Source organism: Geodermatophilus arenarius (genome assembly GCF_042654585.1).
GTDB lineage: Bacteria > Actinomycetota > Actinomycetes > Mycobacteriales > Geodermatophilaceae > Geodermatophilus > Geodermatophilus arenarius.
Genome location: NZ_JBHSGR010000019.1, coordinates 97,454 through 109,419, shown reverse-complemented (window position 1 = coordinate 109,419; position 11,966 = coordinate 97,454). Strand labels below are relative to the sequence as shown.

General features: G+C 78.2%; 12 protein-coding genes, 1 pseudogene and 1 riboswitch. Of the genes and pseudogenes, 7 read left to right on the top strand and 6 right to left on the bottom strand.

All coding sequences use genetic code 11. The features are described from left to right. The first annotated feature begins 1,003 nt into the window (after positions 1–1,003). Positions 1,004–3,028, top strand: a complete 2,025-nt coding sequence (locus tag ACFO3M_RS17015; protein WP_387991352.1) for a SpoIIE family protein phosphatase — start codon at positions 1,004–1,006, stop codon at positions 3,026–3,028. 68 nt (positions 3,029–3,096) lie between these two features. Here ACFO3M_RS17015 and ACFO3M_RS17010 read toward each other — a convergent pair whose 3' ends face one another. Next, a complete protein-coding gene (locus ACFO3M_RS17010; RefSeq protein WP_387991349.1) occupies positions 3,097–3,522 on the bottom strand; it encodes an ATP-binding protein in 426 nt (141 codons plus the stop codon). 207 nt (positions 3,523–3,729) lie between these two features. Between ACFO3M_RS17010 and ACFO3M_RS17005 the strand changes: the two are divergent. Continuing rightward, positions 3,730–4,068 (top strand): annotated as a pseudogene (locus ACFO3M_RS17005) (solute carrier family 23 protein); the annotation flags it as partial. A gap of 108 nt (positions 4,069–4,176) precedes the next feature. On the opposite strand, the gene ACFO3M_RS17000 reads toward ACFO3M_RS17005, so the two are convergent. From ACFO3M_RS17000 to ACFO3M_RS16980, 5 genes are read right to left on the bottom strand one after another with little or no spacing between them, the layout of a single operon-like run. Continuing rightward, the gene (locus ACFO3M_RS17000; protein WP_387991346.1) at positions 4,177–4,758 is read right to left on the bottom strand and encodes a thiamine phosphate synthase; all 582 of its coding nucleotides are present in this window, start codon (positions 4,756–4,758) and stop codon (positions 4,177–4,179) included. Then, positions 4,755–5,609: a thiazole synthase gene (locus tag ACFO3M_RS16995; RefSeq protein ID WP_456902097.1), complete on the bottom strand. Its 855-nt coding sequence runs from the start codon at positions 5,607–5,609 to the stop codon at positions 4,755–4,757. The genes ACFO3M_RS17000 and ACFO3M_RS16995 overlap by 4 nt, the downstream gene beginning before the upstream one ends. Then, a complete protein-coding gene (gene thiS, locus ACFO3M_RS16990) occupies positions 5,610–5,810 on the bottom strand; it encodes a sulfur carrier protein ThiS (RefSeq protein ID WP_387991343.1) in 201 nt (66 codons plus the stop codon). It lies immediately after the preceding gene. A gap of 1 nt (position 5,811) precedes the next feature. Then, positions 5,812–6,924 (bottom strand): glycine oxidase ThiO, encoded by a 1,113-nt coding sequence (gene thiO / locus ACFO3M_RS16985; protein ID WP_387991340.1) that lies wholly within the window; start codon positions 6,922–6,924, stop codon positions 5,812–5,814. Beyond that, entirely contained in the window at positions 6,921–8,252 is a 1,332-nt protein-coding gene (locus ACFO3M_RS16980) for a purine-cytosine permease family protein (RefSeq protein ID WP_387991338.1), read from the bottom strand. The genes thiO and ACFO3M_RS16980 overlap by 4 nt, the downstream gene beginning before the upstream one ends. Positions 8,253–8,386: 134 nt before the next feature. Between ACFO3M_RS16980 and ACFO3M_RS16975 the strand changes: the two genes are divergently transcribed. The 5 genes from ACFO3M_RS16975 (at position 8,387) to thiD (ending at position 11,926) form a co-directional block, all read left to right on the top strand. After that, positions 8,387–8,968: a thiaminase II/PqqC family protein gene (locus ACFO3M_RS16975; RefSeq protein ID WP_387991335.1), complete on the top strand. Its 582-nt coding sequence runs from the start codon at positions 8,387–8,389 to the stop codon at positions 8,966–8,968. Then, positions 8,965–9,600, top strand: a complete 636-nt coding sequence (locus ACFO3M_RS16970; protein ID WP_387991332.1) for a TenA family protein — start codon at positions 8,965–8,967, stop codon at positions 9,598–9,600. The genes ACFO3M_RS16975 and ACFO3M_RS16970 overlap by 4 nt, the downstream gene beginning before the upstream one ends. Continuing rightward, positions 9,593–9,689: riboswitch (TPP riboswitch) on the top strand. It overlaps the preceding gene by 8 nt. Next, positions 9,682–10,467 (top strand): hydroxyethylthiazole kinase, encoded by a 786-nt coding sequence (gene thiM, locus ACFO3M_RS16965; RefSeq protein WP_387991330.1) that lies wholly within the window; start codon positions 9,682–9,684, stop codon positions 10,465–10,467. Its footprint overlaps the riboswitch before it by 8 nt. Then, positions 10,464–11,099 carry a thiamine phosphate synthase gene (gene thiE, locus ACFO3M_RS16960; protein ID WP_387991327.1) on the top strand — a complete coding sequence of 212 codons (636 nt, stop codon included), beginning with the start codon at positions 10,464–10,466 and terminating at the stop codon, positions 11,097–11,099. The genes thiM and thiE overlap by 4 nt, the downstream gene beginning before the upstream one ends. Positions 11,100–11,119: 20 nt before the next feature. Continuing rightward, entirely contained in the window at positions 11,120–11,926 is an 807-nt protein-coding gene (gene thiD, locus ACFO3M_RS16955; RefSeq protein ID WP_387991324.1) for a bifunctional hydroxymethylpyrimidine kinase/phosphomethylpyrimidine kinase, read from the top strand. Positions 11,927–11,966 lie beyond the last annotated feature (40 nt).

Here is an 11,966-nt window from a genome sequence, read left to right as displayed (position 1 = left end):
GCCGGCCGACGGCGCGGGCGCCCGACCCGCCGCGCACCGCCGGTGCGGTGCGCACCCGGGGCGACCCGGGCGGGCACCCGGCGCGGGGTTCGCCCCGGCCACCGCCACCGGCTCCCGGCTGATCCGCAGCGCGCCCCCTCCCCGGGGACGCGCGTCCGCCCCTCGTCGACGTGCTCGACGGGCCCGGCCGCCCCCTTCCCCCCGCGGGTGGCCGGACCGCCGGCCCGCTCCCCGAGCAGATCCACCCCCGGCCGACCACGGCCGCCCCTGGCCTCCACCGCGGCACCCCGCCGCCGGGCAGACCCCTCCGCACGACGATCCGGCCTCGACCCCCCGCCGACTCACCCACCGGGTGCAGCGCGCGGACCCTCCAGGGAGGCCCCGGACCGCACCGCGGAGCGGCGCCCGGCAGCGGGAGTCCACCCGCCGCCCGACAGACGCTCCCGCACGACGATCCGGCCTCGACCGCCCGCCGACCCACCGACCCGGTGCAGCGCGCGGACCCTCCCGGGAGGCCCGGACGAGCGCGGCGCGGCCTGTCCGGCGACGGTCGCCGCGGCGGGAGGACCGGGTCCCGCCGGTACCCGGTGGGGGACGACCCGCCCCGTCGTCCCCCCGGGTCTCTGACCGAGCGCGACCCGGCCAGGCAGGCGCCCGGCCCGCCGGAGGAGGTGGACGCCCGCGGGACCCGGCCACGGTCACGGCCCGGCGCCGCGAGGAGGACGGCGGACGCGGCCCCGCTCCGGGGCGCGCCGCGACGAGACGACACGACGGGCGCTCCCGGGCGGCCCGGACCGGCACCGCCGCCGGCCCGCGCCGCCGGGAGCGCCCGTCCCGCGCGTCGGCACGCGGTGTCGACTGGGGCACACCGGTTGTCCTCCCCGCCCCGGCATGGGAGAAAGGACGGCGGACCACCGCTCCCGCACCGAATGGACTCCCGCTTCCCGTGACCGTCCCCGAGCAGCGTCCGGGGCCATCGGGAGCGACAGACCGCCCGCTGTCCGTGCTGCCCGACGACCCCGACTTCGCCCGGCTGCGCTTCGAGCTGGCCATCGACGCCGCCGGCATCGGCAGCTTCGACTGGGACCTCGAGACCGGCCGGCTCGCCTGGGACGACCAGCTGGTGGCGATCTTCGGCCTCGAGGCCGACGGCTTCGGCGGGACGATCGAGTCCTTCGCCGAGCGCCTGCACCCCGACGACCGGGACCGCACCCTCGCCGCGCTGCAGGAGGCGATCGACACCGTCGGCGCCTACGACGCCGAGTTCCGCGTCGTGCTGCCCTCCGGGGGGACCCGGTGGGTGCAGGGCCGCGGCCGTGCGCTGGCCGACGACCGCGGGCGGGCGGTGCGGCTGCTCGGTGCCGGCATCGACACCACCGACCGGCACGAGGGCGACGCCCGGGTGTCCCGGGTCCTCGAGACGATGCGGTCGGCGTTCTTCGCCCTCGACCGCGAGTGGTGCTTCACCTACGTCAACGCCGAGGCCGAGCGGGTGCTGCACCGCGGCCGCGACGAGCTCCTCGGCGGGGACATCTGGGAGCTGTTCCCCGCCGCCGTCGGCAGCGACTTCGAGGTCAACTACCGGGCGGCCATGGAGGGTGGCGAGGAGCGGGTCTTCGAGGCCTACTACCCGCCGCCGCTGGACGCCTGGTACGAGGTCCGCGCCTGGCCCGGTCCCGACGGGCTGTCGGTCTACTTCCTCGACGTCACCGAGCGCCGCGCCGCCGAGCAGCGGGCCCGGGACAGCGCCGCCCGGCTGTCGCTGGTCGCCGAGGTCAGCGCGCTCATGTCGGCGTGGCTGGGCTCCGGCGGCGCCGAGGAGCCGGCGCTGCAGCGGGTCGCCGAGGCCGTCGTCCCCGTGCTCGGCGACTGGGCGATCCTCACGCTGTCCGCCGGCGAGGACGGCCGGATGCGCGACGTGGCGAGCTGGCACCGCGACCCGGCGCTGCGGGCGGCCGCGTCGGCCTACGCCGACCTGCGGCTGGCGTCGATCCCCCCCGATGCGCCCGTGCTGCGGGCGCTGCACTCCGGCCGGCTGCTCACCGTCGACGACGTCCCGGCGGCCATCCGCCCCACGCTGCCCGAGGGCGAGGTGCGCGAGGTCTTCGACGCGCTCGCCCCGCGGACGGCGGTCACCCTGCCGCTGCTGGCCCGCGGGCGCACGCTCGGCGCGCTGAGCGTCTACCGCGGCGCCGACCGGCCGGCTGCCAGCGCCGAGGAGGTCGCCGCCGCCCGCGAGGTCGCCGACCGCGTCGCCCTGGCGCTGGACAACGCCCGGCTGTTCGACCAGCAGCGGCGGCTGGCCGAGGCCCTGCAGCGCAGCATGCTCACCGCGCCGCCGCAGCCCGACCACGCCGAGATCGTCGTCCGCTACCAGCCGGCGGTGGAGGCCGCCCAGGTCGGCGGCGACTGGTACGACGCGTTCCTCCAGCCCGACGGGGCGACCGTGCTGGTCATCGGCGACGTCGTCGGGCACGACACCGAGGCCGCGGCGACGATGGGCCAGCTGCGCGGCATGCTGCGCGGCATCGCCTACCGCGGCGACGTCCCGCCCGACGCCGTCCTGGCCGAGCTCGACGCCGCCGTCGACGCGCTGGGCATGCGGACGATGGCCACCGCGGTGGTCGCCCGCGTCGAGCAGACACCGGAGCAGCGCGCCGCCGGGACGACGACGCTGCGCTGGTCCAACGCCGGGCACCCGCCGCCGCTGCTGCTCACCCCCGACGGCGAGGTGCACACCCTGGGCACCGAGCGCGGCCAGCTCATGCTCGGCGTCGACCCGGGCGCCCGGCGCAGCTCGGCCGCGGTGGAGGTCCCCCGCGGTTCGACGCTGCTGCTCTACACCGACGGGCTGGTCGAGGGCCGCGACCTGCTGCTCGACGACGGGATCGGCCTGCTGGGGACCGCGCTGGCCCGCCTCGCCGACCTCCCGCTCGAGCGGCTCGGCGACGCGCTGGTCGCCCGGCTGCGCCCGGAGGGCCTCCAGGACGACGTCGCCCTGGTCGCCATGCGCCTGCACCCCCAGTAGGAGGACCCTCCTGCCCCCACCGCTCGCAGGCCCGCGGCGGGCCCCTGCAGGAGGGCCGTTCCGTCACCTCACCGGGGAGGGAGCACCGCCCAGACGGTCTTGGTGCCGTCGTCCGCGTACCAGCCGTGCGCCGTCGACAGCTCGGCGATGAGGTAGAGCCCCAGGCCGCCCTCGGAGGGGTCGCGGTCGACCGCCGGGGTGGGCGGGGTGCCGGCGGCGCCGTCGGACACCGCGACCAGGAAGGCGTCCCCGGTGTGGCGCACCACCGCCTCGACCGCGCCGCCGCCGTGGCGCAGCGCGTTGGAGGCCATCTCGTCGAGCACGAGGACCAGCCGGTCGCGCACGTCCGGGGAGCCGGGCGCGACGTGCGACCGCCGCAGCTCGTCGCGCACCCGGGGCAGCTCGGCGACGTCGGACAGCTCCCAGGACAGGCCGTCCCCGGCGGGCGGGGGTGACGCCGACGGCCAGGCAGGACCGGCCGTTCCGCGTGTCACCCCGTGCGCTCCTCGTGTCGGCGCCCGGTCGTGGACGCGAAGTCGAACACCTGCGTATGGCTCGCGCGACGGTCCCGTAAACCCGGCTGCGACCAGCGTCACAGGCGCGGAGTGCGGAACGGCACCGCCACGTCGCCGACACGGCTCCGGAACACGGGGCCGGGAGTCCCCCCGGCGTACCGACGAACCCGGCCGAGGAGCACCCGGATGGCCCTCCCCTCCCTGCGGGCGCGCACCGCCGCGCCCGCCGCGCAGGACCCCACCGACCCCGACGGCCGGCCGCCGTGGAACGTCGCCGTCCCGCTGGGACTGCAGCACGTCCTGGCCATGTTCACCTCGAACCTGGCGCTGGTGCTGGTCGGCCTCTCGCTGCTGCCGCAGGTCGCCGGCGTCCTCGCCGCCATCCCGCCCGCGGTGCTCGGCGGCGGGGTGCTCGTCCTGTTCGGCATGGTCTGCGCGATCGGCGTCCAGATGCTGGCCAGGGACGGCCTGGACACCCGCTCGCTGCTCGTGGTCGCGCTGTCCCTCACGCTCGGCCGCGGCATCGCCTCGGTGCCCGGCGCGCTGGACCGGGTCACCGGGCAGTGGGGCGCGCTGTTCGACTCGGGCATCGTCGTCGGGGCCGTCGGTGCTCCCCGGCCGGCCGGGGGCACGTCAGGCGGCGGCGAGCGCGGCGCAGTAGGCGGCGACGACGGCGGGGTCGCGCATCACCGGCCCCATCACCGCCACGCCGGACGCCCCGGCGGCGAGGCAGCCCGCCACGTCGCCGGGGCGCACGCCGCCCAGCGCCAGCACCGGCGGGGCGCCGGGGGCCAGCGCCGCGAGGCCGGCGGTGCCCAGCGCCGGCCCGTAGCCGGGCTTGGAGGCGGTGGGCGCGACGGGGGACAGGGTCACCCAGTCGCAGCCCTCGGCCGCCGCCCGCCCGAGCTCCGCCGCCGAGTGGCAGGAGCGGCCCAGCAGCGGCGGGCGGGCGGCGGGGACCGGGTCGGCGGCGGACAGGTGCACCGCCACCCCCGCCGGCGCCCCGGTCGCGCCGCCCCACACGAGCAGCCCGCCCACCGGGTCGAGCACCGCCCGCAGCTCGCGGGCCAGCTCCGCCCGCTCGGGCAGTGGCAGGTCCTTGTCCCGCAGCAGCACCGCCCGGGCACCGGCCGCCACGGCGTCCGCGACCACCTCGGGGAGCGGGCCGCGCGCCTGCGTCCGGTCGGTGACGACGAGCAGGCGGGGGACGGTCACAGCGCGGGCAGCCCCTCGAACGGCGTCGACGCCTCGGCGTGCCAGCGGCGCGGGATGCGCCCGGCCAGCTTCGCCAGCCGGCCGGCCTCCACCGCCTGCCGCATCGCCAGCGCCATCCGCTCGGGGTCGCGGGCGCGGGTGACCGCGGTGGCCAGCAGCACCGCGTCGCAGCCCAGCTCCATGGCCAGCGCGGCGTCCGAGGCGGTGCCGATGCCGGCGTCGAGGACCAGCGGCACGTCGACGGCCTCCCGCAGCAGCGCGATGGCGTGCGGGTTGCGGATGCCCAGGCCGCTGCCGATCGGCGAGCCCAGCGGCATGACCGCGGCGCAGCCGGCGTCGGCCAGGCGGCGGCCCAGCACCGGGTCGTCGGTCGTGTAGGCGAGCACGGTGAAGCCCTCGGCGACCAGCTGCTCGGCGGCGTCCAGCAGCTCGACGGCGTCGGGGAGCAGGGTGACGTCGTCGCCGATGACCTCGAGCTTCACCCAGTCGGTGCCGAACGCCTCGCGGCCCAGCCGGGCGGTGCGCACCGCCTCGCGGGCGGTCCTGCAGCCGGCGGTGTTGGGCAGCAGCCGGACGCCGGCCCGGTCGAGCACCTGCACCATCGAGCCGGCCGCCCCTCCTGCCCCGGCGACCGCCTCGACCCGCCGCAGCGCCACGGTCACGACCTGGGTGCCCGAGGCGCGCACCGCGGCCTCGAGCGCCTCCAGGCTGGGCACCCCGCCGGTGCCGAGCAGCAGCCGGGAGCCGAACGTCTCACCGCCCAGCTCGAACGGGTCGGCGGCGTCGTCCGGGCCCCCGTGCAGGGTCCCGCCGCGAGCCTGCGAGTGGTGCGGGGGAAGGGGGTCCTTCACTCATCCTCCTGCGGTCGGGGCGAGCACCTCGACGGCGTCGCCGGGGGCCAGCCGGGTCGCCGCCCAGCTGCTGCGGGGCACGACGTCGCCGTTGCGGGCGACGGCCACGCGGTCGTGACCCGCGGCGCGCTGGGCCACGAGGTCGGCCACGGTGGCGTCGTCGGCCAGGTCGGCCGGGGCGCCGTTGACGGTCAGCTGCACGTCAGTCCCTCCGGAAGCGGTCGGCGGTGAACGGGGCAGCCACCGCGGGCAGGGCGCCGGTGACCAGCAGCTCGGCGGTGGCCTCGGCGGTCACCGGGGTGAGCAGGACGCCGTTGCGGTGGTGCCCGGTGGCCAGCACCAGCCCGGGCAGCGACGACGGGCCGAGCAGCGGCGCGTTGTCCGGCGTCCCCGGCCGCCAGCGGGCCAGCGTCTCGGTGAGCTCCAGCTCCGAGACCTCCGGGACGACGTCGATCGCGTCGTGCAGCAGGTCGTGCACGCCGCCGGCGGTGACCCGGGCGTCGAACCCGCGGTCCTCGCTGGTGGCGCCCACGACCAGCCGGTCGCCGGCGTAGGGGACGAGGTAGACGGGCCGGCCGCGGACCAGGGCGCGCACGGTGCCCTCGAGCAGCCCGGCCGCGCCGGCCAGCCGCAGGACCTGGCCCTTGACCGGGCGGACCGGCAGCGGCGGGACGCCCGGGACCTGCCCGCTGCGCGCGCCGAGCGCGAGCACCGTGGCGCCGGCGGCCAGCAGGTCCCCCGTCGCCAGCCGCAGGCCGGCCGCCCGTCCGCCGTCGACGACGACCGCCGCCACCCGGTCGCGCAGCAGGGTCACCCCGGCCGACGCCGCCGCGGCCAGCAGCGCGGCGTGCACCGCCCGCCCGTCCACCGAGTGGTCGCCCTCGACCAGCAGCCCGCCGCGCACGCGGGTCGCCAGCGCCGGCTCGCGGCGGCGGGCCTCGCGCGGGGTCAGCCGCCGCGCGGCCAGGCCGAGCTCGTCCTGGAAGGCGTGCAGCGCGTCGAGCTCGCGGACGTCGTCCTCGTCGAACCCGACCACCAGCGTGCCGGCGGTGCGCAGCCCGACCGGCGTCCCGGCGGCGGCCTCGAGCTCCGCGGCGAACGCCGGCCAGCGGGCGAGGGAGTCCAGGCCCAGCCGCAGCAGCGGCTCCTCGCGGTAGCCGGCCTCGGTGACCGGCGCGAGCATCCCGGCCGCCGCGGCGGAGGCGCCGGTGCCCGGGGCGTCGTCGACGACGGTCACCGACAGCCCGCGGCGGGCGGCCCGCCAGGCCACCGCGAGCCCGACCAGGCCGCCTCCCGCGACGGCGACGTCGGTCACCGCCGGTGGCCCGCCAGGACGAGCGGCGCGGTGAGGACGACGGCCACGGCGAGCCCGACCAGCGACGCCGACCAGCCGTTGGCCGGGTCGATGCCGAGGTCGGCCTGCCGCGCGCTCCACCACGCCGTCCAGCCCGCCCCCGGGCCGGGGAAGTACGTGGGCAGGGTCAGCTGGTAGGCGACGAACCCCGCGGCCCACGGCAGCAGGAACAGCGGCCGGGCGGGCGCGGTGTCGGAGGTGTCCCAGCGCCCGCGCGGGGTGAGCCAGTAGGCCACGATCAGCACCCCGGCCAGCGGCACGAACACCGCGCCGATGAGGAAGAGGAACGGCTCGTAGGCGGCGACGTCGAAGGTCAGCGCGAGCAGCGTCGCGACCGCACCCACGGCGACGGCGAGCACCCGCCGGTCCAGCCGCGCGACGACGTTCTGCGCCGACACCGCCGTCGAGTAGAGGTTGGCGAACGCCTCGTCGAGCTCGACCGCGACCAGCACGAGCACCGCGACGGCGCCCAGCGGGACGGCCAGCAGCGCGCCGATGACGTCGATGCCCGCGCTGCCGTAGGCGGCCAGCGCCAGCACGCCGAGGGTGAACATGACGACGGTGGCGGCGCCGTAGCCCACCGCCGACCCGACACCGGCGGCGCGGGCGCTGCGGGCGTGGCGGGTGTAGTCGGCGGCCAGCGGCAGCCAGGACACCGGCAGCGCGATGACGATGTCCGCGGCGGTCCAGAACGACGTCGCCCCGCCGCCCTCCAGCGGCGGCAGCGGCTCGGCCAGCACCTGGACGAACAGGTAGGCGACGGCGGCCAGCGCGGCCCAGACGGCGTACCGGGCGAGCACCCGCACGACACCGAGGGGCCGCAGCGCCATCGCGGTGGCCAGCACCCCGGCGGCGACGACGAACGGCCAGCGCGGCGCGTCCAGCACCCGAGCGGCGGCCTCGGCGATGACCACGATCTCGAACGTCGCCCAGCCGACGCACTGCACGAGGTTGAACGCCGTCGGCAGCCAGGAGGTGCGCCGGCCGAGCAGCCCGCGCAGCAACACCATCCCGGGCACGCCCTCCCGCGCGCCGGCGGCGGCCACCAGCCCGAGCAGCGCCGACCCGAGCACCGCGCCGACGACGACCGCGGCGAGCGTGACCGCCAGCGACCGCCCCGGCAGGACGACGAACACCGCCGCCACCGGCAGCAGCAGGCTGACGCCGAGGTTCGCCCACAGGCCGAGGTTGGCGGCCGGGCCCAGCGTGCGCGGCGGCGCCTGGTCGAGGGTCAGGGGTGCGTCCGAGGTACGGACAGCGTCGGTACGGACAGGGTCCGAGGTGCTCACGGCCGCTCCCTACGCCGGCATTACCCGGTCAGGTTCCAGCGGTCGGCGGCGCGCTCAGCCGCCCTCTCAGCCCGGTTGCCCCGAGCTCCCGCACATGGCGGCGCCACCATAGCCACCCCGTAGGGTCGGGCGCCGTGCCGGTCGCCGACCTGCTCGTCCGCCACGCCGACGCCTGGGGCCGAGCCACCCGCCACCCGTTCCTCGACGCCGTCCGCGACGGCACGCTGCCACCCGCCGCCTTCGACACCTGGCTGGTGCAGGACGCGTACTTCGTCGCCGACCTGCTGCGCTTCCAGGCGCGGCTGCTCGCCCGGGCGCCCCGCGCGGCGCAGGGGGTGCTCGCCGCCGGTTGCGTCGCGCTGGTCGCGGAGCTGGACTGGTTCGGCGAGCAGGCCACCGCCCGCGGGCTGGACCTCGACGCCCCGCAGCTGCCGGCCACCATCGCCTACGGGGACCTGCTGTACCGGCTCGACGCCGCCGACCTGCCCACCGCGCTCACCGCGCTGTGGACCGTCGAGCGGACCTACCTCGACGCGTGGTCGGCCGCCCGGCCCGGCGCGGAGCCGTACCGGGAGTTCGTCGAGCACTGGACGGCGCCGGGCTTCGCCGAGTACGTGGCCGGGCTGGAGGCGGTGGCCGGCGGGGCGCCCGACTCCGTCTTCCTCGAGGTGGTCGCGGCGGAGACCGCGTTCTGGCAGATGGCGCTGGACGCGTGACCCTCGCGGCGGACCTCTGGGCGGGCAGCGCCGACCTCGCCGCCGCCGCGCGGGAGCACCCGTTCGTCACCGGGATCGCCGACGGCACGCTGCCGCGCGAGCGGTTCGCCGGGTACGTCGCCCAGGACGCGTTCTTCCTCGAGGCCTTCGCCCGCGCGTACGCGCTCGGGGTGGCGCACAGCCGCGACCGGGCGACGCTGGAGTCCTTCGCCGACCTGCTGGCCGGCGTCCGCGAGGAGCTGCGGCTGCACGACGGCTACGCCGCCCGCTGGGGCATCGACCTGGCCGCCGTGCGGCCCGCCCCGGCGACGCTCGCCTACACCGAGTTCCTGCTGGCCACGGCCGCGCTCGGCGACGTCGGCGAGGTGGCTGCGGCGATGACGCCGTGCATGCGGCTCTACGCGCACCTCGGCCAGGCGCTGGTTCCACGTGCAACAGGGCCGTACCGGGAGTGGGTCGACACCTACGCCGACCCCGGCTTCGAGGAGCTCGCCGCCACGCTCGAGGCGCTGCTGGACCGGCTGGCCGCCGGCACCCCGGCCGTGCGCCGGGCCTACCGGCGGGCGATGGAGCTCGAGGTGGCCTTCTTCGACAGCGCCTGGCGGCCCGGGGGTAGCGTCGGCGGGCAGTGACTCGGGGTGTCCGCCGTCCGGCGGGCTGAGAACACACCCGTCGAACCTGTCCAGGTCATGCTGGCGAAGGGATGTCACGGCGTGGATGCCGCTGCTCTGACCGCTGCCCGTCAGGCCCTGACGGGCGCCGCACCGCTGGTGCACTGCCTGACCAACACCGTCGTGCAGACGCTGACGGCGAACGCGCTGCTCGCCGTCGGCGCGGCCCCGGCGATGGTCGACGAGCCGCTGGAGGCCGAGGGCTTCGCCGCGGTGGCCTCGGCGGTGCTGGTGAACGTCGGCACCGTGAACCAGCGCACCGCGCAGGCGATGCGGCTGGCCGCCCGCTCGGCCGCGGCCGCCGGCACGCCGTGGGTGCTCGACCCGGTCGCCGTCGGCGCGCTGCCCTACCGCACCGAGCTCGCCGCCGAGCTGCTGGAGGCGCGCCCGGCCGTCGTCCGCGGCAACGCCTCCGAGGTCATGGCGCTGGCCGGCGCCGGGACCGGCGGCCGCGGCGTCGACTCCACGAACGAGGCCGACGAGGCGCTCGACGCCGCCGTCGCGCTGGCCGGGCGCACCGGGGGAGTGGTCGCCGTCAGCGGCGAGGTCGACGTCGTCACCGACGGGACCCGCACCGTCCGGGTGGGCGGCGGCTCGGTGCTGCTCACCCGCACCACCGGCGCCGGCTGCGCGCTGGGCGCGGTGGTCGCCGCCTACGTCGCGGCGACCGGCGACCCGCTGACCGGCGCGGTCGCCGGGCACGCGCACGTGGCGCTCGCCGCCGAGGCCGCGGCCGCCGTCGCCGGCGGGCCGGGGACCTTCGCGCCGCTGTGGCTCGACGCGCTCGACGCGGTCACCGACCTGTCCGCCGCGCGGGTGGACCCGTGAGGCCGGCGTTCGACCCCACGCTCTACCTGGTCACCGACACGGCGCTGGCCGGGCCCCGGGGCGTGCCCGACGTCGTCCGGGCGGCGGTGGCCGGCGGGGTGACCGCGGTGCAGGTCCGGGACAAGACGGCGTCGTGCCGGCAGCTGTACGCGCTGACGCTGTCGGTCAAGGAGGTCCTGGCCGGCACGGGCGTGGCGCTGTTCGTCAACGACGACGTCGAGGTCGCGCTGATGGCCGGCGCCGACGGGGTGCACGTCGGGCAGGACGACACGCCGGCCGCCGAGGTCCGCGCGCGGATCGGCCCCGACCGGCTGCTCGGGCTCTCGGCCGGGTCCGACGAGGAGCTCGCCGTCGCGCTGGCGCTGCCGCCGGGCACCGTCGACGTCGTCGGCATCGGGCCGGTGTGGTCCACCCCCACCAAGCCGGACGCGGGCACCGGCCTGGGGCCGGAGCGGGTGGCGGCGCTGGCGGCGGAGGCGGCGGCCGGCGGGCTGCGGTCGGTGGCGATCGGCGGCATCGACGTCGAGCGGGCGCCGCTGGTCACCGGCGTCGACGGGATCTGCGTCGTCTCGGCGGTGTGCGCCGCGCCCGACCCGGCCGCCGCGGCGCGGGCCCTGCGGGCGGCCCGGTGACCGGCCGGGCGGGGGTGCCCGTGGCGCTGACCGTCGCCGGCAGCGACCCCAGCGGCGGCGCCGGCATCCAGGCCGACCTCAAGACGTTCAGCGCGCTCGGCGTCTACGGCACCGCCGTCCTCACCGCGCTGACCGCGCAGAACACCCGCGGCGTCACCGGCGTGCACCCCGTGCCCGGCGCGTTCGTGGGCGAGCAGGTCCGCACCCTGCTCGACGACGTGACCGTGCACGCGGCCAAGACCGGCATGCTCGGCACCGCCGACGTCGTCCGGGCGGTCGCCGCGGCCCTGGCCGGTCGCGCCGCCGGGCCGCTCGTCGTCGACCCGGTCATGGTCGCCACCAGCGGCGACCGGCTGGTCGACGACGACGCGATCGCCGCCGTCCGCACGGAGCTGCTGCCGGTGGCCGAGCTGGTCACCCCGAACGTGCCCGAGGCGGCCGCGCTGCTGGACACCGCGCCCGCGAGCTCGGTCGACGAGCTCGCCGCCCAGGCGGAGGCGCTGCTGGAGCTCGGGCCCGGCGCGGTGCTGGCCAAGGGCGGGCACCTCGGCGGGGCGGAGAGCGTCGACGTCCTGGCCACCGCCGACGGCGTCGTCGTCACCCGGCGGCCGCGGGTCGACACCACCGCCACCCACGGCACCGGCTGCACGCTGTCCTCGGCGATCGCGGCGCTGGTGGCCCGCGGCGTCGGCGGGCCGGGGCGCTGGGAGCCGGTGGTCGAGCAGGCCCGCGACTTCCTGCAGCGGGCGCTGCAGGCGGGGGAGTCGCTGGGCATCGGCTCCGGCCACGGCCCGGTGCACCACTTCGCCGGTACCTGGCCCGCCTGAGCCCCGCCGCCCGCGGGAATCCCGTTGCGCCCCCCGATAG